Here is a 23515-nt window from a genome sequence, read left to right on the forward strand (position 1 = left end):
ACAAATCCCACGAGCGAAAGCGCGGCAAATACGAGATAATTGTCAGTCACCGGATAACACCGTCGGCTCGTTCGGGAAGATCGCGCTCAGATAATCATCGATAACGCGCTCCCGGTCGTAATAGGCTGCGCGCAATCGACCGTCAGGCCAGTCTTTCGCGTTAAGCGCAGCGCGTATTGCCGTTTCGAGCGCGGGCACATCGCCTACCGGAACCAGAGTTCCCCATCGCCCACCCTCGAGGATTTCGTATGGTCCGGTTTCGCAATCGGTACTAATAACCCGCGCACCGCACCCCAGCGCCTGGATCAGTGCATTCGGAAGGCCTTCGAACTGGGAGCTCGATACAAACAAATCACATTTTGCCATCGCGGAATAAGGATTTTTCACGAAGCCCGGCAAGTGGACGCAGTCTTCAAGACCAAGGTCTCGAACCAGTTGTTCCAGGTTTGCACGTTCGGGTCCTTCCCCGAGGATGACCAGATGCGCGGCACCCTCGCGCCCGACCGGCGCAAAGGCTTCGATCATCACCGCATAGTCTTTGACCGGCACCAGCCGCCCGGCGCACAGGATGATTTGCTTCCCGCCTGCGGCAATGCGCTCGCCCAAGGACCACCTGGCTTGGGAAAGCTTCAGGACATTGGGATCCATAACCGGGTTTCGAATGACCTTGAAACGGTTCGCTGGCATTGCCAGAAATTTGCGCAAGGCTTTTGCCATTGCCGCCGCTGGCGCGATCACGAGGTCCGCACGCTGGTACAAGAGCGGTGTTACCCGTAACATCAGCCGGCCGAGGGTGCCCCGAAAAGCCTCAAACTGTGCTTCCACGGCCGATCGTTCATTCAATATTAGTCGTGTCCGGCTGCGAGCAAAAAAATGCGCAGCTGCGGCGACCAGATTGGTATGGCGCATGGCCGCCATCAAGGTCTCCGGCTTGTCCTTCAAAAGATGACGGAGCAGCCCCGGGAACGCTTTCGCGACGCCGCTAATGCCGAGCGGCTTAACATTCACCCTTTGATCCAGTTCGGACAGGTATGGACCTGACGCCCGCGCGAGACATAGAGTCACGTCAACGCCTCGCTCAGCGAAACCGTTGGCAAGGCTGGTCATGACCTGCTCGGCACCGCCGCCCTCCAGCGACGGCAGAAAAATTGACAGGCGGCGCCCCGCATAACGCGGTCCATCCTCAGTCATGTGGCGACCTTTCAGTGTCCTGGGGGCGGGCAGCTACAAAGAATGCGACTATTTGAGCTGAGAACGCAAAGACATACATTCCCGTAGTTGACAGCACAATACCTTCAGCCCCCAGCGCAGGCCAAGCGGGGATGAGAATTGCCATCTTGGCGGCAAGTGTTGCACAGGCAATGGCGGCAACTGTTTTGAACCGGCCATTTACTGCAAGCCATTGAACACATGCCACGCCTCCGAAATAGAATGGCAATTGGAGCATACCCAAGCGGAGAAGTTGCGCCACCTGGCGAGTTTCCTCGGGTCCGAACGCTCCCCGTTCGAAAACCGTTCGGGTAACCCACTCGGCGAGCGGCCATCCGATCGCCAGCCCGCACGCACCAATCCCGAACGAGGCGGCCGCCCACAGTTTTGCCTGTCGCCACCCCTCCGCCGGATCGCTCCGCGCAAGTCCCGCAAGGGCGGGTAGAAGCGCACGGGCAAGGACAAGTGTCCCGACACTCGTGCCGATACCGATCAGGCGGTTGGCGTATCCCAGCACGGCGGCAGTTCCTTCACCCGTCTGGACCGCGTAATATTGGTCAATCGGTAGTGACGCAGACAGCACGACCTGCCCTATCGCCATTGCACCGATCCCTCCAAGTACCAGCCGCCAGCGCGGGCTGGAAAAATGGAAAGAGAACCCTGCCCCGCGCGCACCGATCCAGCTAAGCATCGCCAGGAGCGCGGCGACCTGGATGAAGCCACCGACAATCGTTCCGCCAGCCAGGGTCGCAAACCCTTCGGGGTCCGATGCGAAATAAATCAGGACCGAGAGCAGGAGTGCCGGTACCGCTTCGATGATCGTGTAGGAAAAGCTGCCTGCAGACTGCAAGCGCATGCTCAGGTAGTAAAACACAAGTGTGGCGCCCGAGAACGGAGCTAGCGCAAGCATCATTCTGCGAATTAAAGCCAGCGAGCCGTCCGACGTTTCGGTTAGAAACAAGGGCGCTGCTGCGGCCGCAAGCACCGTGATCGCACACATCGTTGCCGCCATCAGGGTTATCGCTGCATTGAGTTCGCTCACGAAGCGGCTATCGGTGGCATCGCCGGAAGAACTTGTCCGCGCCCGTACAAGTTCGGGGACCAGCGCAGCACCCGCAGCGGCGGCAAACATGATCGGTAGCCAGGTACTGACCGTCAGCGCGACATTATAGGCATCGATGATCTTGCCCGCGCCATATTCGGCCGCCAATGCGATCTCTCGCAGTGCAATCAGGATTTTTGCGATGATTACAAAAGCGAAGGTACGCAGCGCGCTATTTAAAATTGTTGACTGTTTCACGGCTGCCGCGATCGCCGCCAGCCCGGAAAGGTGCTGGCGACAAACAACCCTGTCAGAGCGCCTGGGTGCAGCCTAATTCGTCTCGGCTGCATTGATCCTCTCCCCCCCGCCAGACGTCCGCACTATTTTTACCGAGTCAATCCATGCTCCCTGGTCCCCGGCGCCTTGGGCGCCCCGGGCAAAGACAGTTAACCATTGGGCTGGGCATTCGTCTGGCACGGTGAAGGCGCTCTTGGTTCGCCGCGGTGTCCTGCCGAGCGCCAATTGCATCTCTCCCACCGGCCGGCCCATCGCTCCTTTGGTCGCACCGCAATTTACTCTTAAAGACAAAGATTCAAGGACCCCGTCCCGATCTGGTCCCGACAAGGCTTCCAAAGAATATTGGCCAGGGTAAAGAAACAGGATTTGCCGCATCACCTGCGCTTCAGTGCCGGCCTCAAGGCGGATGAAAGCCCCGTTCTCGCCTTCAACCTCGTCGGCATAGGCGCCTTGCACAGCTTCGTAACTGTTGGTGGACTGCATTTCCCAGTCGAACGGCGGAGCATTGTTCGGCTGTTCGAAATTGCCGTTAGCGAGCATCTCGTCGGTGGGTGCCGTCCGGAGTATAATCTCGCGTGCTGCACGATACAGCCCCTGCTGGACCAAGCCTGCCGCAACCGTGAGCATTACCTCTTTTTCTTCCTTGATGGTCTGATCGGAAACCGTCGGCCAATATTTCAGGAAGTCCTCTTCGGACGGGGGCGTGCGGGTCAATTGCAGGAAAAACTCGCTTCTCCACGGAACATCGGCGGCAAATGCATTTGCGAGGAACGTGTGCAGAGTGCTGTCGCCGACGCTGCGAGCGAGCAGGGGCAACGCCAATTCCCTTCCGGCGGATGAGCGTCGCATCGCCAGATCGAGTTGTCGAAACCCCTTTGCAGTATCGCCCCGCTTCAAATAATAGCGAAGCAGCCAAGCCTGAGTGGGCAGGTCACGGCGGGATATCTGAGACGATGCCTCGTAATACGGGAGGACATTATCCTCGCTCGAGCCTTTCGCCTCATCTGCAGCTGCCAGGGTCCGCCAGGCGGCCGGCACCAGAAGATCGCGGCCGAGCGCGGACTGCGCCATGTTTTCGACCCGGCTCAGAGTGTTCGGATCGGGCTTGCCGCCATCCTGCGTGGCAAGGGCTAGAATTACCGCTGCCCTGTTGGCCTTTGCAGTGGCGTCAAATACGAACCCCGGTACTTCCGCAGCCCCGCGGGTCGAACGCATCACGTGTGCCGTGGCCTGTGCGAGCACCAGGTACGTCAAGATAACGACCGCCGCCGAGAGCAGGGCGATCCGTATGAAGGTCGAGCCCGGTATGATTGGCTTGAATTCTGCAGCGGCCATAATTCAATCCTTTACCGTTTCTTCGCTCAAACCTTTTCCTGCTCGCCGTAACGGACGCCGTACCCATATCCGTATCCATAATCGTAACCGGACTGGGAGGCCTTGGCGTTGAACTTGGTCAAGATGGCGCCGATGATGTTAGCGTGCGAAGAACGCAACCGTTCAATCGCACGTTCGGCCAGACGGGTCTTGATGCCTTGTGCTTCAAGTACAAAAACTGTCGCTTCCACGTTGCTGGCGATGATCGGGGCATCGGCGAGCCCCATTACTGGCGGCGCATCGATGACGACGTTGTCATATCTGTCTGCCAGGATCGCCAGGAGTTTTTTCAGTCGATCACCGCGCAAGAGATCTGCGGCATTCGGCGGGCTCGGCCCGGTCGAGAGAAAATCGAACCGATCCGACAGGTCCCTCTGGATCAGGGAGTCGAGATCATCCGACCCCGAAAGGTAATTGCTCAGCCCGCCTTCGTTCTGCGCGCCAAGGTATTCATGCATCGAGGGCGAACGGAGATCTGCGTCGATGAGAAGTGTCCGCGAGCCGCGGCGTGCGATCCATGCAGCGAGCGCGAAGGAGGTTGTCGATTTGCCTTCTGCCGGGCGCGTGGATGTAACCATCAAGGAGCGCGGAACCCCGTGGTCGGTCACAAATCCAAGATTGGTCTCGATAGACAGGTAGGCCTCCGCCAACCCTGATTTCGGATCACGGATTTCGTCAATGCGGTCAGCTGACACGGCCGGAACAACACCAAGAAGAGGTAGTCCGATACGGCCCTCGACTTCACCCGGGTCGGAGATCGATTCGTCGAGCTGGTCGCGGATCAGCGCAATGATGACACCAAGACCGAGACCGGCAATGAGCGCCAGGGCCAGGTTCAATGCGGGCCTGGGCGACGATGGCCTGTCGGGCACCTTGGCCTCGTCCACGATCGACACGTTGTTGCTGCCAATACCTGCGGCAGCGCCAATTTCCTTATAGCGTTGCAGCAAGCCGTCATAAAGCTGGCGGTTGGTATCAACTTCACGCTGGAATATATTGTATTGAATTCCGCGGCGGCGCTGGTCGAGAAACTGGTCCTTGAGATTCTCGACGCGCGCATCAAGGCTCCGCTCCCGGGCCGCTGCCGCTGCCAGATCATTAGAAATCGAGCTGCCGATGCGGTTTTCCTCCAAAGCGATGCTGGTGCGCAGGCGTTCGGCCTGTGCGGCAAGCGATTTGGCCGCGGGGTACTCGGGCGAGAACTCGGTCAACAAGCGTGAATACTCGGATTCAACTTCCGCCAGCTTTTCGCGCATCCCGGAAATTGCGATATTAGTCAAAGCTTCCGAAGAAGACCCTCCCCTCGCCGAACGAACCCGTGCTTCGGCAGAAATACGCGCTGCGGTCGCTTCTGCCAGTTCGTTGTTCAGAAACGCGAGGTTCTCGGAAACGAGCGACCGATCACGGCCAAGATCGCCATTTTCGCTGGTCGCGCCCGGAAGATTGATAATCGCCTGTTGGGAAGCATAGCCCACCAATTGGCGTTCGGATTCCTCGAGTCTCTGCCTGACGTCATCAAGACGCTTCTCCAGGAAGTCGCGCGCGAACGCAGTCGACTCGAATCGGCGCTCGATATTCGATTCGATGAACGCTTCAGCCCAGCTGTTGCTTATTCGGGCCGCCAAAACCGGATCGGGTCCGGTGAAGCTGATGTCCACCAGCCGCGACAGTCGAATTGGTGAAATCGACACGTTCTTTACCAACGCCTTGACGACTTCCGCTTCGCGGGCAGCCCGGTCATTGCCCTTTTCCTCGATCACCGATTCAAGGCCCATGTCGGCAATGAACCCTTCATTATCGGCCAGCCGCAACTTGCGCATCACCCGCCCAGCCAAAGAAGCGGAGCCGAGCAAGCCATATTGTGTCTGATAGAATTCCTGATCGACTGCCGCACCCTCCGGCTCGACAGCATCGACATTCACGATGCGTGCGCTAGCGCGCGCAATTTCGATCCGTGTCGTCGCGGTGAACTGCGGCTGAGCAAGCAAGGTCAGGATCGTCGCCAAACCCACGGCGGCGGCCACAACCGCAGCTATATGCCACTTCCATCGCAAGGCGATGCGAAGGTACTGCAGGACAAGGGGGATAGACCCTTGTTCACCGCCTTGGCGACCAGGTTTTGTCGGCTTCGAGTCGTCAACAATTGCGACGCCGGAAATGGTGGTTTTTTTGATGTTACTTACTCAGAATTGTTGAACGAGTGCGATGATAGGTGTGGTGATCAAAGTCGAGCCGGCAAGGATATCCTGGAACCTGCGGCGGGCCGGTGAATCGCCGATTATGACCAAATCTCCGGGGTACACATCCGGATCCGGATATAGACCCCGCCGGATGTCCTCCAGGTCATACAGGCCTGCAAGCGATCGGCCGTCAACCGTGCGCAAGATCACCACATCCTTCAGCCGGGCGAATTCGGTCGGGCCGCTGGCAATCGCCATGGCCTTCAGCAAGGTCACATCCCCGCGCACCGGATAAATGCCAGGCTTTTCGACTTCACCTTCGACAGTGATTGTCTGGTTGACTGCGTCTTCGACATCCACCGTGACCTGCGGATCCTTTATGTACCTTCCGCGAAGTCCGTTTTCGATGACACTTTCGAGTTGATGTGTTGTAAGCCCCTCTGCCGCAAGTTCCCCGAGCAGCGGGAATGATGCCGCTCCGGTCCCGTCCACCGTAATGGACTGGCTCAGGTCCGGAGCGCGAAACACTCGCACCGAAAGCTTGTCGAACGGCCCGATCTGATAGATGCGCTGCCCATTCGCATTAACCGCGCCATCCGGCGGAGGCATTTCGGTAGCGCTGAGCAACTCGAGATGCGGCCCGCCCACAAAGGGTTTGTCCTTGACGCAACCGCCAAGCGACAGGGCAGCCATCGCCGCGAAAAAGATTAACCTGTTCAAGATCGTTTCCCAAAAAAGCATGCCACTCGCGGGCAGATGCCATAGCATTGTAGACTAGCGGACTTCGTTTTGGCTGCCAAGCCGAAGTCTAATCGGTTGTGAAGCGTGACATACAGGCCGCGCAGTACGCTGCCAGTGCCATAATGAACGGCGTGCGAACGGGATAGTCGAACACACTGAACAGCATGATTTGCACCAACATGATGGTCGCGCAGAAGGCCAGATTTGCATTAGCCGACCCTCCATCGGAGCGCCAGATAACTACAAACCGCTTTAAAATCCAGATGGCAGCGATCGCCAGCAGCCCGACGGTGAACACGCCCCCTTCGATCAGCAGCTCAAGATAATCGTTATGTGCGTGATTGAAATATTTTGAGGATATCATGAAATCCGGTTCGAAGATCCGAAAAACCTGATCGAAACTGCCTAGGCCCGAACCGAATGGTAAATAGGCCTTAGCCATCAACCACAAGGTTGGCAGAGCTTGCGCCCGAACTTCGGGGCCGCCATCGCCAAGTAGCCTGGTCAGGGCCAGATCGTTTGACGTCAGAATGAACGCCAGCAAAATGATCACGGACAGTCCGGCGAAGCCGAGGATCATAATCCGCGCTTTCTTGTCGATCTTCAAATTCCGGCGATTTCGATAGAAGAGCGCTGCGGCACCGAGCAATCCAACCCCGCCTGCAAGCAAGCCGCCGCGCGAACCATTCACTAGCAACATCGCCGGCACCAGCAACGCTATGACACCTGCGAGAATTAGTCGTCCAGGCTGATTTTCCTGGCGATTTTTGTTCGTTAGTACCCAGGCGGCCAGAAGGGGAAAGACCATGGCGAGAAGCAACGCGGCATGGTTTCGGTTGGCGAAGAACCCGACCGGTGTTCCTCGATTGGTCACACTGTAAAAATAAGGCCCCCCCGCAGTTATCTGTAACAGGCCGAAGCCCAAACAAACGAGCACCAGTCCGATCAGGATTGGAATTGAAAGGTGTAGGCGGCCGGGCCCGATCAATACAATCATAGCCAGCAAAGCGAAGGCCGGCAGCGTTGCCAACAGAGTGTTGATCGTTCCGTCAGGTGCGAGGCTCCATGGCCGCCATCCGAGCGGCAAGCCAGCTGATAAAAGCGCTTCTGCGAGCGTGGAACGCCCTGGCAACATCGGCCAGACAGAAGGAGGAAGCGGCAGTAATTGGATGACACACAAAACCGCAAACGCTGAGAGAAGGCCGAGCGGGACCCGCAAGCCGGTCCAGCTGTCGCGGGCAGTATTCCAGACCGCGAACCCAATCACTCCGATGGAGAACAGGCGAATGAACGGCTGGGTCAGAGCGTCTGCACGAGACGCACCGCCGAATAAGACCAGCGCCGCAAGGAACGACACGGCGACTCCCGTCTGAAGGCGGGATAATTTCGGCAGTCGACGATACTCAGTTTTCAAAATGGGATCCCGAAACTCGATTTAAGCCTGCGCCTAGTGGCAGGGGACGGCGTGCATTACTGGCATTAAGTCAATAGTCTCAAGCAAAAACTTCTTGCTAGCAGTCCATGGTCACGCTTGATTTCGTAGCGGTTGCGCGGGTAGGGGTCTGCCGCTGCACCAGCCCTCCCTCAAACATTGATCCAATTCTCCGCAAGGTTTTCATTATGAGTCCAGAAGAACCTCCACACGTCACAGTCATCGGGCTGGGGTACGTTGGCCTACCGTTGGCCATGGTATTGGCAAAACAATTCCCCACCACGGGACTGGACGTGGATCTGAAACGGATTGCGGAGCTTAAACGAGGTCATGATCGGACAGGCGAAGTCGATCAATCGAGAATGGCATCAACGTCGCTGGTCTTGACCTGCGAACCGCACGACTGCCCGCCGTGCGATTTTTACATTGTCACGGTCCCGACGCCAATCGACCAAAACAACCGGCCCGATCTGTCGATCGTGGAAGCCGCCTCGCGCACCGTTGGCAAGATGGTTGCGAAATCGGTGGCGGATGGCCGCACGCCGATCGTGGTTTATGAAAGCACTGTTTACCCCGGAGTTACCGAAGATATCTGTGCGCCGATCCTGGAACAGGTTTCCGGTCACGAATGCGGGACCGATTTCTTTCTCGCCTACAGTCCCGAACGGATCAATCCCGGCGACCGCGAACATACGATCGACAAAATCACCAAGGTCGTGTCTGGGCAGACGCCTGAAGTCCTCGAGAAAGTTGCCCAACTTTATGGTGCCATCACCAGTGGAGGCGTGTTCCGGGCGGCTTCGATCCGGGCGGCCGAAGCAGCCAAGGTAATCGAGAACGCGCAGCGCGATATCAACATCGCCTTCATGAACGAAATCGCGCAGATTTTCGGGCGGATGGACCTGTCCACCTGGGACGTACTGGAAGCGGCCAGGACCAAATGGAATTTCCTGCCGTTCGCGCCGGGTCTGGTCGGCGGGCACTGCATCGGCGTCGATCCCTATTATCTCTCCTTCCGGGCAGAGGAACTGGGTCACGATCCAAAGGTCATCCTGGCCGGGCGCGACGTAAACGACCGCATGGCGGAATGGGTTGGCGAACGGCTGCATGCAGCGCGCGGCGCAACCAAGGGTACCGCGCTTGTCCTCGGGCTGACTTTCAAGGAGGATGTCCCGGATCTGCGGAACAGCAAGGTCGCCGACCTGGTCGCCAGCCTCGCGCGTTTCGGCCATGATGTCACTGTCCATGACCCGCATGCCGACGCGGCGGAGGCGCTGCACGAATATGGTCTGACGCTGGATGAAACTGCGCTGGACCGAAATTATGACCTGGTTCTGCTGGCGGTGCCGCACCGCGAGTATCTGGAAATGGGCGCGGCGCGGTTCCGTGCACTTACTACGCCCGGCGGCACGCTGGCCGATCTCAAGGGCGCGCTGGGCGGCGCGGCCGACTGGACGCTTTAGGAAAACGCATGCGCAAGGTTTTTATTACCGGAACAGCCGGCTTTATCGGATTTCACCTGGCGCAATTGCTGCTGGACGAAGGCTTCACCGTGGTCGGTTACGACGGAATGACCGATTATTACGATGTCCGGATCAAGGAACGGCGGCACCAGATGCTGCTCCAGAGCGAACGGTTCAGCGCGCATGTCGGGATGCTGGAAGATTTCGACCGGCTGCACAGCCTCATGCTCGCGGAACAGCCCGACATAATCGTCCATCTCGCCGCCCAGGCGGGTGTGCGGTACAGTCTGGAAAATCCGCGCGCCTATATCGAAGCCAACATCATCGGCACGTTCAACGTGATGGAATGCGCCCGCGAACTGGCGGTCGACCACCTGCTGATGGCTTCGACCAGTTCGGCGTACGGTGCCAACACCTTGATGCCGTTCCACGAGCGTGAAAAGTGCGACACGCAGCTGACTCTGTACGCGGCAACCAAGAAAGCCAACGAATCGATGGGCCATAGTTATGCCCATCTATGGAACCTGCCGACGACCATGTTCCGCTTTTTCACGGTCTATGGTCCGTGGGGCCGCCCCGACATGGCGCTGTTCAAGTTCACCAAGGGGATCCTCGACGGGACTCCGATCGACATCTACAACCATGGCGAGATGTACCGGGATTTCACCTATGTGAAGGATCTCGTCCGCGGAATCTCGCTGCTGATCGACGCGGTGCCGGTCCGGCCGGAATCGCCGGAGGATATTCCCGGCTACGACAGCCTTTCCCCCGCAGCGCCATTCCGGGTGGTGAATATCGGCAACAGCGACAAGGTAAAGCTGACCGATTTCATCGACGCGATCGAGGCCGAGTGCGGGCGCGAGGCGGTCCGCAATTACATGGAAATGCAGAAGGGCGACGTGCCCGCGACCTGGGCAGACGCGACGCTGCTCAAGGAACTGACCGGGTATGTGCCGCAGACCGGCGTCGAAGAAGGCATCCGCCACTTCGTCGCCTGGTACCGGGACTACTACCAAGTCTGAGGCGAACGGCGTCGCTTCTACCTAGCTGGCGAGGCGCAACCGGTTCACGCCCGGCGCATCGGCGGCGTCCGGCCAGATCCCACGCGTATCATAGACAATTGCGCCGCTACGTTCTTCGGGCGGGATGACCCGGAAGACATCATGGTCCACCAGCGCGATCAGGATGCCGCAATTTTCCAGTGCCGTATCGATATCGATCAGCGCCGCACCGGTGCCGGCGAATTCCGGCGGAAGCTGCGCGGCATAGGGCTCGACTATCCGGATCCGGTCACCGAATTCCCGCGCCAGCGAGGCCGCGACGAAACGCGCAGGGCTTTCCCGGAAGTCGTCGATATTTGCTTTGAACGCGAGACCGAGGCACGCCACCGAAAAGCCCGGATTGGCGGCGATCAGGTCCCGCGCCTGAGCAATGACGTGGCGCATCTTGGTGTCGTTCACTTCGCGGGCGGTGCGGATCAGCGGTGAATGTTCCGGCGCGCCGTGGATGATGAAGTAAGGATCGACCGCGATGCAGTGACCGCCCACGCCCGGCCCCGGCTGGAGGATATTGACCCGCGGATGCCGGTTGGCCAGCTTGATGACTTCCCACACATCGAGCCCCATGTGATCGGAAATCATCGACAGTTCGTTGGCAAAGGCGATGTTGACGTCGCGGTAGGCGTTTTCGACCAGCTTGGTCATTTCCGCCGAACGCGCGTCCGTGGTGATGCAGGCACCGCGGACGAACCGCTTGTAGAACGCCAGCGCTTTGCGCGCGCAGCGCGGCGTGATCCCGCCGATCGAACGGTCGTTATGCGTCAGTTCCTCGAGAATTTTGCCGGGCAGGACCCGTTCGGGGCAATAAGCAATTGCGACATCGGGAATGTCGGACGTCTGCCCAGGCATGCGGAGATCGGGGCGAAGACCGGCAATTAGGTCGCGCATTGCCTCTGTCGTGCCGACCGGCGAGGTCGATTCGAGAATGATCGCGTCGCCCTTCTTGAGCACCCCGGCGACTTCGGTTGCTGCGGCCATTACGTAGGACGTGTCCGGCGTGTGCTGGCCGTCCTTTTCGAACGGCGTCGGAACCGCGATCACGAACACGTCGGCGGGGACAATCTGGTTCGATGCACGCAGTGTACCGCGCTGGACTACGCCCTGGACCAACCCGTCCAGATCGACTTCCTCAATATGTATCTCGCCGCGGTTGATGGTGTCGACGACGTGGTCCGACACGTCGATCCCGGTAACCTGGCAGTTGGCGCGCGCGATGATCGCAGCGGTCGGCAGACCGATATATCCAAGTCCGATTACGCAGACTTCCGGCTTCTGGTCGCCGAGCATTTGGGTAGCCTCCGTAGTGAAAAACCTGCGGCAACCCTTGGCACCCGGGGGTTAACAATTCGGTATAAGTGGCCTGCAAAGCCGGTTGTCGGAACGTTCGCGGCGCTTTATGCGGCGAAGGTCCCCCCGTCTTGCCTGATGCAGGCGCGTAACGGTGCCTAACGACAAGGAATAACAACATGAAGATCGCGATGGTAGGTTCAGGCTATGTCGGCCTGGTATCGGGAGCATGTTTTGCCGATTTCGGCCACGACGTGGTGTGTATCGACAAGGACCAGTCCAAGATCGACCGCCTGCACGACGGGGTCATGCCGATTTACGAACCGGGTCTCGCCGAACTGGTGGGAACGAACGTAAAGGCGGGCCGGCTGTCCTTCACCACCAGCCTGGCCGAAGGGATAGCGGGAGCTTCGGCGATCTTCATTGCCGTCGGCACCCCTTCGCGGCGCGGCGACGGGCATGCAGACCTGTCCTTCGTCTATGCCGTGGCCGAGGAAATCGGGGCGAGCCTGTCCAATGATGCCGTGGTGGTGACCAAGTCCACCGTACCCGTCGGGACCGGCGATGAAGTCGAGCGGATCCTGCGGAGCAGCGGCACGAAGCACCGGTTTGCGGTGGTGTCCAACCCCGAGTTCCTGCGCGAGGGCGCGGCGATCGGCGATTTCAAGCATCCTGACCGGATCGTCATCGGCACCGAGGAAGAGTTCGGGCGCGAGGTGATGCACGAGGTTTACCGCCCGCTGTTCCTCAACGAATCGCCGATCCTGTTCACCAGCCGCCGGAGCGCCGAACTGATCAAGTATGCCGGCAACGCCTTCCTCGCGACCAAGATCATGTTCATCAACGAAATGGCCGACCTGTGCGAAAAGGTCGGTGCGAACGTGCAGGATGTCAGTCGCGGCATTGGCAGCGACAAGCGCATCGGCCCCAAGTTCCTCAACGCCGGACCCGGCTATGGCGGCTCGTGCTTCCCCAAGGACACGCTCGCGCTGCTCAAGACTGCCGAGGATTACGAGAGCCCGATCCGCATTGTCGAGGCCGTAGTAAAAGCCAACGATCATCGGAAGCGCGCAATGGGCCGCAAGGTCCTCGAGGCCATCGGCGGTGCGGACACGGCGCGCGGCAAGCGGGTCGCCTTGCTCGGCCTGACCTTCAAACCCAACACCGACGACATGCGCGACAGCCCGGCAATCGCGATTGCCCAGGCGCTGCAGGACGCGGGCGTCGAAGTGACCGCCTACGATCCCGAGGGCATGGAACTCGCGGCGCCCCTCATGCCCGGGGTGGTGATGAAGTCAGATGCCTACGCTGCCATCGACGGGGCTGACGCGGTCGCCATCGTCACCGAATGGGATGCGTTCCGCGCGCTTGACCTGGCCCGGGTCAAATCGCTCGCCAAGGCACCGGTTCTGGTGGACCTGCGCAACATCTACCAGCCTGCCGACGTGCGGGAAGCGGGCTTCGACTATGTGAGTGTTGGGCGCAGTTAAGCGGCGCCCAGGTTGCCACCACATTCCGTAAAAGTTTCGTCAAATGACTTATGGCCAGCGTTAATGCTGGCCGCTGAATTTCGTATGCGCGACGCAGACGTAATCTCAACAAGTCGCTGCAAAGTGGAGCTCAGCTTCAGCAAAAACTAACGGTGAAGAAGGTTTTGAAATCGGCAGGTTGAAGGGAAAAGAGCATGGTGCTCGGCCAAGCCTCGCCGGTTTCGATACTGGAATTAATCGACATGACTATAACATACAAAAACGGCAATCCGGAATGGATTGCCGATCAGCTGATCGGCGCGCCCGGGTACCGCGTTCTGCGCGCGGTGCCGCCGAGTTTCTCGGTAATGCCGAGCGATGGCACGATGCCAGGGGGCCGGTGCGTGGCAATCATAGACTGCGAGACCACCGGGCTCGATGTCCAGAACGATGCAGTCATCGAACTGGCGATCATGCTGGCGTTCGTCGGCATGGACGGACAGGTGACCGGCCATTTTGGTCCGGTCAGCTGGCTGCAGGACCCGGGCGTCGAACTAGACCCCCGGATCACCCTGCTAACCGGTCTGACCAACAAGGATCTCGCCGGTCACGCGATCAAGGACGGAACCGCAGCCGGATTGATCGACCGGGCTGATATCTGCGTCGCCCACAACGCGCGCTTCGATGCCGCCTGGATCGAGAAGCGCTTTCCGCAGTTTGCCGGCAAGCCGTGGGCCTGTTCGGCAAGCGACATCGACTGGCTGATGCTGGGTTACGACGGACGGGCGCAGCAGCACTTGCTGATGCAGCATGGCCGGTTCGCCAACGCGCACCGAGCCGGCGACGATGTCTGGTCGCTGTTCCACTTGCTGAAGCATGAGCAGCCGGATCCTGACGGCAGAACCACCCGCAGCCATCTGCAGCGATTGCTGAAAGCAGCGGACGCAACGACCTTCCGGGTGGAAGCGGTGAGCGCGCCTTATGCGGCCAAGGACCGGCTGAAGGCACACGGCTACCGCTGGGAAGCTGCGCGTAAGGTCTGGTGGAAGGAACTGCGTTACGAGGAGCTCACCGCCGAGTGCAGGTGGTTCCGGGCACAGGAGCTGCCGCCGTTCCGGACCGAGCAAGTGACCTCGAGCCAGCGGCACCGCTGAGCAAACCCGCCACCCACCGACAACCATCCCTAGGGCCCGCCAATTGGTGGGCCCTTTTTCGTTCAAGGAATACAATCATGACTACCGAACCTACCGCGACACCCATGACCACCAATCTCGACCAGATGGCGTTGGACCTTGCTCTCGAAGCCCGCGTGTTTTTCGCGCGTCCCGACACCGACAGACCCGCCGCCGTGCGGACCTACATCGTTGCCGACTTCGAATACAAATACGACCGGGCCTTGCACACATGCTACACCACCGCCGAAGGAAAGGATGCGGAGGGCACAGTGCGCTGGCCCTTCCACCGTATTGTCGCGGCGGCGTGGGCAGTGATCCGGTTCCGTCCGGGTGAGGACATCGCCGAGATCAAAACCCCGGTAGTGCTGTCCGCCGAGGCCATGGACGAGCGCGAGATCGTCAGCGGCTTCTTTGACGCTCTCGCTGCCGAACCCTCGGCCTGCCTCGTCACCTGGGGCGGGGAGGCCAAGGATCTTGCGGTCCTGCGCAAGACCGCTGGGGAGTTTGGCCTGCTGCTGCCCATGCAGCTGCGCGACTTGCTGCCCTATTCCTCCAGACGGATCGATCTTTGCGACGCCGTCTCGGTCAAGGCAAACTCGGTGCATCTGCCGGAATATGCCGCCGCTTGTTCCATTCCGGCCAAGCCTTCGCCGTCGAAAAATATCGGCAGGCTGGTTGAGGCAGGCGACTGGCCAGCGGTCAAGGACCAGGTTCTGGCCGACGTCATGACCCCAGCGGTCATATTGGTGCGGCATCTTACCAGCCACGGGATTATCACCTGCAAGCCGCAGCAGACGGTCCTGGCCCTGGCCGAGGCGATGGCGCTTGCCCTGCCGGCACGAGAGTACTTCAGCCGGACGGTGATGCGCTGGGCGGAGAATGAAGTCGTCCAGACCAAGCTGCGAGGCAAAGTCTGCCCGCCGGTCTAGGTAATTTCGCCAAGCACCGTGATTACCTCTCGTTAACCAAGAATTAGGTTTTCGGGCCCAGCTTGCAATCGAGGGCGCTACGGCTTTTCCGAATGAAGCGATGCTTCGCTACGGTTCTGCCGAACGCCCTCAGCCAGTTTTTGAATGGGATAGCGGCGCCGATGAGCCATGTGCGGCGGAACGCTTCGGCCGACCATCTGACGGTGGTTCTTCGCTACGGAGATCGAGAGCATGCAAATAGATCCGACTTCACAGGCTGGTGCATCACGGATTTGGTGCTTTCCGTCATGTTGGCGAACTAGAGCCAACTTTTCCCCCACCTTTGCCAAAATTGTGGCGGTTAAGAACTGAAATCGAGCTCAAGACACAAGCGTGGTTTGCCAGCGAACAATTGACGAATTTCTATTGTCTTAGCGTGTCTGGCGGCATGCCAAGTATTAAGAAAAGTTAAGGTGAAAAGGACAGTGCCCAGCCGATCAAGCTGTCGAGATCTTGGTGCTAGTTATGAGCTTAACCGCTATAATCCCGTTCTTTGTTAAGCGAGCAACTCACAGATCTTGTTGGCCGATTTTCCGTCACCGAATGGATTATGCGCCTGCGCCATGGCCGCATAAGCCTCTGGATCGTCGAGCAGCCGGTCCGTCTCAGCCACGATTGTGTCGGCATCGGTCCCGACCAGCCGTGCAGTGCCCGCATCGATACCTTCCGGGCGTTCGGTAGTTTCGCGCATGACCAGCACAGGCTTGCCCAACGAGGGCGCTTCTTCTTGCACCCCGCCGCTGTCGGTCAACATCAAGGTCGAGATATCCAGCAACCGGGCGAAATGCGGATAGTCGAGCGGTTCGATGAGCGCGACATTCGAAAGCCCCGCAAGCCGGTCGTTCATGACCTTGCGAACGTTGGGATTAAGGTGGACCGGAAAGATCAACGCGACATCGTCACGCGCGGCAAGACGCCGGATCGCCTCGGCAATGCCTTCCATTCCGCCGCCGAAATTCTCCCGTCGGTGGCTCGTGACCCCGATGATCCGCTTGCCTGCAAAGCGCGCTTCAAGCGGCGCCAGGTCGCGGGCAAGTCGCGGCTCGGCTTCGATACGCGCGGTGATCCACTGCAGCGCATCGATGACCGTGTTGCCGGTGACGTGGACGGTTTCCGCCGCGACGTTTTCGCGGCGTAGAGCCGCGGCGGCCGTCTCGGTTGGCGCGAAATGCAGCGCGGCGATCGTGCCAATGATCTTGCGATTGACCTCTTCCGGCCAAGGATGGTGGATGTTCCCGCTGCGCAGGCCCGCTTCCACATGGGCCACCGGGATTTTGCGGTAATAGGCCGCCAGCGCGCCCGCCATGGCGGTGGCGGTATCGCCCTGGACCACAACCCAGTCGGGCTGTTCTTGGTCGAGCACCCGGCCGATACCGGTCAACAGGTTGGCGGTGAGGGCATCCAGCGTCTGATCCGGCCGCATCAGATCAAGATCGTAATGCGGCAAAATTCCTGCGATTTCCAGCACCTGGTCCAGCATTCCGCGGTGTTGGCCCGATACGCAGGTCCGCGACGCGAAACGGTCATCCCGGTCCAGCGCATGGATCAGCGGGAACATCTTGATGGCCTCGGGCCGGGTACCGAAAACTGTCAGGATCTTGCGCGCCGGGGTCATGCCGTCCGACCTAGCTTGGATTGGTTAAATTTGCCTGCTGCGTTCGCGTGCCTATTCGCCCGGAGGGTCCTGTGTCGGGGTGACCGCTGGAAGCGTCTCTTCCTCACCCGGGAGTGCGCCTTCACGTTCCCGTTCGAGCTTGTCCATATAAGCTTTTTCCAGCACTTCGACGCGGGCCTGTGTTTCGGCAGCTTCCTCGTCGATCGTCGACAGGCGTTCCGCCCGCGCCGCGGCAATCAGCTGGGCGAAGCGGATACCCGAGGCCTCGCCCTTTTCACCGTAAGCTGCATCGATCATTTCCTGGGTGCAGCCGGTGAAGCCGCCCGCGCCGGTCGGGGAGCAGGAGAATGCGCCGAACGCGCCAATCATTTCGAAGCTCTCGGCGCGCTCGGCCCACGCGGTGTTAGCCGGATCGTCGCTGGTCCGCAGGTTTTCGGGAATGCGGAACCGCTCGCTTTCGTTCTTGCGGGCGCAGACCGTGATGACTTCCTCGGTGGAGACGGGGCATGCGTCGTCGCCATAGACAATGACCATGTTGACCTGGTCGCCCGCGTCGTCCTGCGCAGCGGCGGGGGCTGCGGCGAAGCCCGCCATAAGGGCGGGGGCGGCGGCGAACATGACAGCGGCGGAAATACGTTTCATGGGCTCGGCTTTCTAATTGTCAGGCTGGTTCAATGGCCAGTTCGCAAAGTGTCAGGTGTCGAACTAGCGCCCGACGCGCTGAACATTAACTGAAGCGCGCGGGGCAGCGAAAATGTTCCCCGCGTTGCCACTCGCAGCTTGAGACCGCACGCTAAATGCGTTCGGCCAGTTTGATCGCCACCCGACAGCCAGCCCGGATCACCCCGGACAGGAGCGGATAGACAGGTGCTTTTTCCGCGCCCGATGCCAACGCGAGATCGCGGTGTTCGCGTTCGTCGGCGCGGAATTCCTCGATCATTGCGGCGAGTTCCGGATCGCATCCATCGGCTTCCAGCAAGTCGAGCTGGTCGGAATAATGTTTGTCGATCTCGGTTTCGACCGCCGCGGTGCAGGCCATGGCCGCTTCCGGTCCGATCAACGCGGTTGCCGCACCCAGCGCATAGCCCGCGGTGGACCACAGCGGCTGGAGGACTGTGGGGCGAACCCCGCGCCGCGACATCAACGCGTCGAATTTCTCCCGGTGCCCGGCTTCCTGCTGGGCCATCGCGGTGATTTCTGCCGAATGCGGACCCCGGTCGCCCATCACTGCCAATTGCCCGGCATAGATGCGGGTGGCGCCGAATTCCCCAGCCTGGTCGACCCGGATCATCCGGTCGGTGTCGATCGAACGGGAGTTCTTCATGCAGTTTTCCTTCGCGCCAGCAGCGCCAGTATAGCACATCCCGCCGCGCCCGAGATGAGGAAATTCCATCCGGCGAGGGAGATGCCGAACAAGCTCCACGGCGCCACGTCGCAGCGCACCAGCGGCGCGTTCATGATATTGTCGAGCGCGTTACCGCCGCTCGCCACATGGCTTGCACAGCCGGTGATACCTTCCCACCAGCCGTATTCGACCCCGGCATGAAAGCCGCCGATCAGGCCCGAAAACAGGATCGCCAGCGCCGCCAATGCGATCGTCCCGCGCCGGAGGCCTGCCGGTCCAGCCGACGCGAACGCCGCCACCAGACCGAGCACCAGCGCAACGAAGTGCGGATAGCGCTGCCACCAGCACATCTCGCACGGGAAAAGCCCGAAGGCGTATTGCGAAATATACGCGCCGCCGAGCAGCAGCGCGGGCACGGCAATGGCAAGCCGCTGTGCGAGCAGCGTCGCGGGATCAATCTGTCTCATTGCTCGCTCAAAACCCGGTTTGCTGACGGCGTTCAATTTATTTCAGCGCCACCGACGCGGTAGTGGTCCGGCGGAGGGTCTGAAGGGCGTAATAAAGCTGGAAATCCTCCACCCCTTGTTCCTTCAGTTCCGCCGCAGTGCGCTGGAACCGCGGATCATCCCGCTTGTCCGCTTCGAGCGCTTCGTCCTCCAGCGCCAGTTCGTTGACCAGATGGCCGCGCAGATCGGATTCGCGGAGCTGGAAGCGGGCGCGCTTTTCAAGGTCGGGATCGGACAGCTGCGGAACCGCGATGTCGGGCTTGATCCCGCCTTCCTGGACCGAATGGCCTGCCGGAGTGTAATAGCGCGCGGTCGTGAGTTTCAGCGCGCTGTTGCTCGTCACCGGCAGCAATGTCTGCACGCTGCCCTTGCCGAAGCTGCGCTGGCCCATGATCAGCGCGCGGCGGTGGTCCTGCAGGGCACCCGCAACGATTTCGGATGCGGAAGCCGAACCCGCGTCGATCAGCACAATCATCGGGACGTCTTCAGCGATCTGGCCGCGGAACATGCTTTCAGAATCGTACAGTATCGTTTCGCCGCGCGCGCGCCCGCGCTGCGACACGATCCGGCCGCGATCGAGGAACAGGTCAGAAAGCGCCACCGCTTCGTCGAGCGAGCCGCCGGGATTGGAGCGGAGGTCGAGAATCAGGCCGCTTAGCCGGCCGGACGATTCCTTGCGCAGCGCTTCGTACGAGGCAAACACATCGGCGCCGACATCGCGGGAAAATTCGTTCACCGTGATCACGCCGAGATTGCCGGCTTCCAGCTTGTGCGTGACCGGTTCCAGTTCAATCAGCCCGCGGGTCACCGACACATCGAACGGTTCCTCCCGTCCGGTGCGGAAGATTGTCAGGCCGATCTTGGTTCCCGCCGGACCGCGCATCTGGTTGACCGCATCGTCCAGGTCGCCGCCATAAATGAGCTTGCCGTCCAGGTGAGTGATATAATCACCGGCCTTGATGCCCGCCTTTTCGGCCGGACTGCCGCGAAATGGCGAGATGACCTTGACCGCGCCTTCTTCAAGGATGACCGACAGGCCAAGGCCGGAATAATTGCCGTCGATCATTGTTTCGAGACGTTCGAGATCAGCCCCGTCGAGATAGGCCGAATGCGGATCGAGCGATGCAAGCATCCCGTCGATAGCGCCCCGAATGAGCCTTTCGTCGTCGACAGGTTCGACGTAACTCGCTTGGATCCGCTGGTAGACGGCGAAGAGCTTGCCGAACTCGGGCCCAGCGCGGCCATCGACCTGCGCAAGGCCGGCAGTGGTAGCCGGGATCAGGGCAACTGCCGTCACCAGCGCGGCGGAGCGAAGTATCGAACGGGACCTGGCGGCGAGTTTCATAAAGGATTCGGCCTTTCGTAGAGCGCCATACTATCGCGCGTCACGGCTTAACACCAGATGAGGATTGCGGCGGCGCCCGGCAAGACTTCGCCCGGCAGGCTTTACCGGAGATATTCGAGCGGATTGACAGGGGTGCCTTGCCGCCGCAGTTCCAGCGAGATGACCGGGCGCGTCCCCCCGGCAACTCCCAATGGCCCGCCGCCGACCATGACATCACCGACCTGGGCATCAGTCCGCGCCAGCCCCGTCACAAGGCTGGTCCAGCCGCCGCCATGCTCGATGATCACGATCCGGTCATAACCGCGGTAGGGGCCGGCGAACACCACCCGCCCGCCTGCCGGCGCGACAACCTGGGCACCGGCGCGGGGGGACAGGGAGATGCCGCTGCTGGAAACGCCAGCGTCCGACCGGGCTCCGAACCCGGCCACCGTCTGGCCAATAACCGGCAATTGATACCGACTTGGCCGTCCGGTCGATGCCGTGGATGGCGGCCTGCCCGCCGTACTTACCTGCGCCTCTTGCGGATTGCCGGGACGCATGACCGGTCCAGGCAGCGCGGCGAGTTCCTGCCGCAATACGCCTTCGGCATCCAGCCTGCCGACCAGCGCATCGAGATCGCGGGCTTCTTCGGCAAGCGCGAGCGCACGCTCGATTTCGCGGTTGGCATTGCCTCTGGCGCTTTGCGAAGCAAGCCGCTGGCGCGTTTCCAGCGCTGCGAGATTGGTGCGCCGCTGCGCCAGTTCCGCTTCACTGGCGCGCAGCCCCGCGGCGGCCTGGCGCGAGGCGGCCTCCAGTTTGCGGCCGCGTTCGATCTCGGCACGTAAATCCGCCGTGCGGTTTTGCACTTGCGGGATTGTCGCTTCCAGCATGGCCCGCAGGTAGACGGTTTCGCGCAGGGATCCGGGTCGGAGGGCCGATAGGGCCACTGGTCGCCGCGCCAATTTCTGGAGCGCTGCGGTCAACCGGACAAGCGGTTCACGTCGCTCCGCCAGACGGCGCGCAAGCCGGGCCTGCTGGCCTGCGATCAAGGCAATACGCGCATCGGCGACCGCGATACCGGCTTCCGCCTGCTGGATCCGCGCCGCCAGCGCGGCGGCTTCCCGGGCGGTTTTCTCGGCCTGTTCCGTAACGTTGCGGGCTTCCCCTTCGAGGCGCTTGCCGCGCGCCTCGGCTTCGGCCGCTTCCGTGAGAGCGCGTTGCAACGCGGAGCGCGTTTCAGCGGCGCTGGCGAAAGCTGCGCTGCGCTGGGCCTGGCCTGCAAGTCCTGTTGAAAGTGCAATAGCCCCCGCGATCAGGGCGGCCGCGGCTACGAGCGGCCTCAACGCGGGTGATCTGGTCCGTGACATCGTGACGTCAGTGTGCCCCAATTTCAGGAGCGATGATAGGGATGGCCGGACAAAATCGTGGTCGCCCGATAGAGTTGCTCGAGCAGCATCGCCCTGGCCATCAGATGGGGCCAAGTGGCCTTGCCGAACGCCAGCAGAAGGTCGGCCTCGCCGCGCTCCACCTCCGAATGGCCGTCCGCCGCGCCGAGCACGAACCGCGCTTCGCGCACACCGCTGTCGCGCCATTCGCCGAGGATCGCGGCAAATTCCTCGGAAGTCAGGTTCCGTCCGCGTTCATCCAGCAGCACAGTCCGGCAGGGCGTCTGTGGATCGGGAATCTTGCCTCCCGTCTCGGGCAATTCGGTTAGAGCGAGCGGCCAGCCGAGCCGCTTTTCATACCGCGCTACCAGCTCTGCCTCGGGCGAACGGGCGATCTTGCCGCGCGCGATAACCCTCAGCAACATTGCGTCTTACCTGCGTAATCGGCGCAGGGTCACGCGGTGCCGGAAGCCAGCCCCGATACCGGCGGTGCATCGCCAAAGGCCCACATCCGTTCGAGGTTGTAGAAGCTGCGAACTTCGGGGCGGAACAAATGCACCACGACGTCGCCGGCGTCGATCAGTACCCAGTCTGCGGCGGGCAGGCCTTCCAGCCGGACCGGACCGTGGCCGGCCTTCTTGACCATTTCGCCCAGTTTCTGAGCCATCGAAGCGACTTGCCGCGTAGAGCGGCCCGACGCGATCACCATGAAATCGGCGATCGACGATTTTCCGGCCAGCGGAATCGAGACGATATCCTGCGCCTGGTCCTCGTCCAGCTGATCCATGATCAGGGCGTGGAGTGAACCGGGAACCGGGGGCGCAGCGTCTTCGCCCGTGCCGTCGGACACGGATATGGAGCTGGCGGTTTGGGAACTTGCGGATTGGCCGTTATCGGCCGAGGGTGTGTGCGCCTGAGTCATAGGCGTAATCGTTTCTCCTGAGCGTGTAGGCAAGCGTGCGTCCGGGCACCGTTCATGGCGCCTCGGCCTTGTCTTGCAACACTATGTGGCCCGTTTCTATGGGGTGGTGGGTAATCTGGTCGCGCGGCGGGATCGGAGACAGGCGCGATGCCCATTCGGGATCGGCGCGGCGGATTGCCGTCGCCGAGCGAGAATCGGGATCAAAACGCAATGTCACCAGTGCCGGTGCGCTCCATTCACCCCTTTGTCTGAATTTGGCGGCGGACCTACGAAAACGTCCGAGCCATGCCATCGCGGGGCTTGCGGCAGCCTGTCCCTCATAGCCCGGACGCGCGATTACCGCAATCGGCATCATTTTCGCTATACCGCGCCAATCCTTCCACCGGTGGAATTGCGCCAGGTTATCCGAGCCCATCAGCCAGACGAATTCGGCTTTCGGGTACCGGCGGCGCAGCGCACGGAGCGTGTCGACGGTGTAACGGGTGCCCAGTTCCTGTTCGATGGCGGTCACTTTTATCGGCGCACGGCGCGCCTGCGCGATGGCTGACTTCACCCGGGCCGGGAGCGGCGCCATCCCTGCGTTCGGCTTGAGCGGATTGCCGGGCGAAACCAGCCACCACACCTCGTCGAGGCCCAGCGCGGACCGGGCAGACAGGCTAACCCGGCGGTGTCCGCCATGCGCCGGATTGAAGCTGCCCCCCAGCAATCCGATGCGAATCGTCA

Annotated in this window: 21 protein-coding genes; 5 read left to right on the forward strand and 16 right to left on the reverse strand. The window is 60.8% G+C overall.

Annotated elements, in window-relative coordinates; all coding sequences use genetic code 11:
• Positions 1-42: 42 nt before the first annotated feature.
• The 6 genes from GRI65_RS07995 to GRI65_RS15440 all read right to left on the reverse strand — a co-directional run bounded on the left by GRI65_RS07995 (position 43) and on the right by GRI65_RS15440 (position 8200).
• Positions 43-1191 carry a glycosyltransferase gene (locus GRI65_RS07995; protein WP_160755999.1) on the reverse strand — a complete coding sequence of 383 codons (1149 nt, stop codon included), beginning with the start codon at positions 1189-1191 and terminating at the stop codon, positions 43-45.
• Positions 1184-2419 carry a lipid II flippase MurJ gene (locus tag GRI65_RS08000; protein ID WP_160756000.1) on the reverse strand — a complete coding sequence of 412 codons (1236 nt, stop codon included), beginning with the start codon at positions 2417-2419 and terminating at the stop codon, positions 1184-1186. Before GRI65_RS08000 ends, GRI65_RS07995 begins: the two co-directional genes overlap by 8 nt.
• 162 nt (positions 2420-2581) lie before the next feature.
• Positions 2582-3883: a hypothetical protein gene (locus GRI65_RS08005; RefSeq protein ID WP_160756001.1), complete on the reverse strand. Its 1302-nt coding sequence runs from the start codon at positions 3881-3883 to the stop codon at positions 2582-2584.
• Positions 3884-3909: 26 nt separating this feature from the next.
• Positions 3910-5976: a GumC family protein gene (locus GRI65_RS08010; RefSeq protein ID WP_269816301.1), complete on the reverse strand. Its 2067-nt coding sequence runs from the start codon at positions 5974-5976 to the stop codon at positions 3910-3912.
• 129 nt (positions 5977-6105) lie between these two features.
• Positions 6106-6822, reverse strand: a complete 717-nt coding sequence (locus GRI65_RS08015) for a polysaccharide biosynthesis/export family protein (protein WP_232844001.1) — start codon at positions 6820-6822, stop codon at positions 6106-6108.
• A gap of 88 nt (positions 6823-6910) precedes the next feature.
• Complete coding sequence (locus tag GRI65_RS15440; protein WP_160756003.1) at positions 6911-8200, reverse strand: O-antigen ligase family protein; 1290 nt, start codon at positions 8198-8200, stop codon at positions 6911-6913.
• Between the two features lie 263 nt (positions 8201-8463).
• On the opposite strand from GRI65_RS15440, the gene GRI65_RS08025 reads away from it, so the two are divergent.
• Both GRI65_RS08025 and GRI65_RS08030 read left to right on the forward strand, forming a co-directional pair.
• The gene (locus GRI65_RS08025; RefSeq protein ID WP_160756004.1) at positions 8464-9738 is read left to right on the forward strand and encodes a nucleotide sugar dehydrogenase; all 1275 of its coding nucleotides are present in this window, start codon (positions 8464-8466) and stop codon (positions 9736-9738) included.
• A gap of 8 nt (positions 9739-9746) precedes the next feature.
• Complete coding sequence (locus GRI65_RS08030) at positions 9747-10760, forward strand: NAD-dependent epimerase/dehydratase family protein (RefSeq protein WP_160756005.1); 1014 nt, start codon at positions 9747-9749, stop codon at positions 10758-10760.
• A 21-nt stretch (positions 10761-10781) separates the two neighbouring features.
• On the opposite strand, the gene wecC is transcribed toward GRI65_RS08030, so the two are convergent.
• A complete protein-coding gene (gene wecC / locus GRI65_RS08035) occupies positions 10782-12083 on the reverse strand; it encodes a UDP-N-acetyl-D-mannosamine dehydrogenase (protein WP_160756006.1) in 1302 nt (433 codons plus the stop codon).
• A gap of 179 nt (positions 12084-12262) precedes the next feature.
• Here wecC and GRI65_RS08040 point away from each other — a divergent pair, with 179 nt between their 5' ends.
• The 3 genes from GRI65_RS08040 (at position 12263) to GRI65_RS08050 (ending at position 15656) form a co-directional block, all read left to right on the forward strand.
• Complete coding sequence (locus GRI65_RS08040; protein WP_160756007.1) at positions 12263-13573, forward strand: UDP-glucose dehydrogenase family protein; 1311 nt, start codon at positions 12263-12265, stop codon at positions 13571-13573.
• 194 nt (positions 13574-13767) lie between these two features.
• A complete protein-coding gene (locus tag GRI65_RS08045) occupies positions 13768-14706 on the forward strand; it encodes a 3'-5' exonuclease (RefSeq protein ID WP_160756008.1) in 939 nt (312 codons plus the stop codon).
• 77 nt (positions 14707-14783) lie between these two features.
• On the forward strand, positions 14784-15656 hold the full coding sequence (locus GRI65_RS08050; protein ID WP_160756009.1) for a 3'-5' exonuclease family protein: 873 nt from the start codon (positions 14784-14786) through the stop codon (positions 15654-15656).
• Positions 15657-16191: 535 nt separating this feature from the next.
• On the opposite strand, the gene wecB is transcribed toward GRI65_RS08050, so the two are convergent.
• The 9 genes from wecB to GRI65_RS08095 all read right to left on the reverse strand — a co-directional run bounded on the left by wecB (position 16192) and on the right by GRI65_RS08095 (position 23510).
• Positions 16192-17310 (reverse strand): non-hydrolyzing UDP-N-acetylglucosamine 2-epimerase, encoded by a 1119-nt coding sequence (gene wecB / locus GRI65_RS08055; RefSeq protein ID WP_160756010.1) that lies wholly within the window; start codon positions 17308-17310, stop codon positions 16192-16194.
• Positions 17311-17361: 51 nt separating this feature from the next.
• The gene (locus GRI65_RS08060) at positions 17362-17952 is read right to left on the reverse strand and encodes a hypothetical protein (RefSeq protein WP_232844003.1); all 591 of its coding nucleotides are present in this window, start codon (positions 17950-17952) and stop codon (positions 17362-17364) included.
• Positions 17953-18103: 151 nt separating this feature from the next.
• Positions 18104-18634, reverse strand: a complete 531-nt coding sequence (locus tag GRI65_RS08065) for a demethoxyubiquinone hydroxylase family protein (protein WP_160756011.1) — start codon at positions 18632-18634, stop codon at positions 18104-18106.
• Positions 18631-19122 (reverse strand): disulfide bond formation protein B, encoded by a 492-nt coding sequence (locus tag GRI65_RS08070; protein ID WP_160756012.1) that lies wholly within the window; start codon positions 19120-19122, stop codon positions 18631-18633. The genes GRI65_RS08065 and GRI65_RS08070 overlap by 4 nt, the downstream gene beginning before the upstream one ends.
• A gap of 37 nt (positions 19123-19159) precedes the next feature.
• Positions 19160-20506: a S41 family peptidase gene (locus GRI65_RS08075; protein WP_160756013.1), complete on the reverse strand. Its 1347-nt coding sequence runs from the start codon at positions 20504-20506 to the stop codon at positions 19160-19162.
• A gap of 101 nt (positions 20507-20607) precedes the next feature.
• Positions 20608-21828: a murein hydrolase activator EnvC family protein gene (locus GRI65_RS08080; RefSeq protein WP_232844004.1), complete on the reverse strand. Its 1221-nt coding sequence runs from the start codon at positions 21826-21828 to the stop codon at positions 20608-20610.
• 47 nt (positions 21829-21875) lie between these two features.
• The gene (locus GRI65_RS08085) at positions 21876-22295 is read right to left on the reverse strand and encodes a 23S rRNA (pseudouridine(1915)-N(3))-methyltransferase RlmH (protein WP_160756015.1); all 420 of its coding nucleotides are present in this window, start codon (positions 22293-22295) and stop codon (positions 21876-21878) included.
• 29 nt (positions 22296-22324) lie between these two features.
• Positions 22325-22657 (reverse strand): ribosome silencing factor, encoded by a 333-nt coding sequence (gene rsfS / locus GRI65_RS08090; protein WP_232844072.1) that lies wholly within the window; start codon positions 22655-22657, stop codon positions 22325-22327.
• 187 nt (positions 22658-22844) lie between these two features.
• Positions 22845-23510: a nicotinate-nucleotide adenylyltransferase gene (locus GRI65_RS08095; protein ID WP_160756545.1), complete on the reverse strand. Its 666-nt coding sequence runs from the start codon at positions 23508-23510 to the stop codon at positions 22845-22847.
• Positions 23511-23515 lie beyond the last annotated feature (5 nt).

Source organism: Allopontixanthobacter sediminis, from assembly GCF_009828115.1.
Classification (GTDB): Bacteria; Pseudomonadota; Alphaproteobacteria; order Sphingomonadales; family Sphingomonadaceae; genus Allopontixanthobacter; species Allopontixanthobacter sediminis.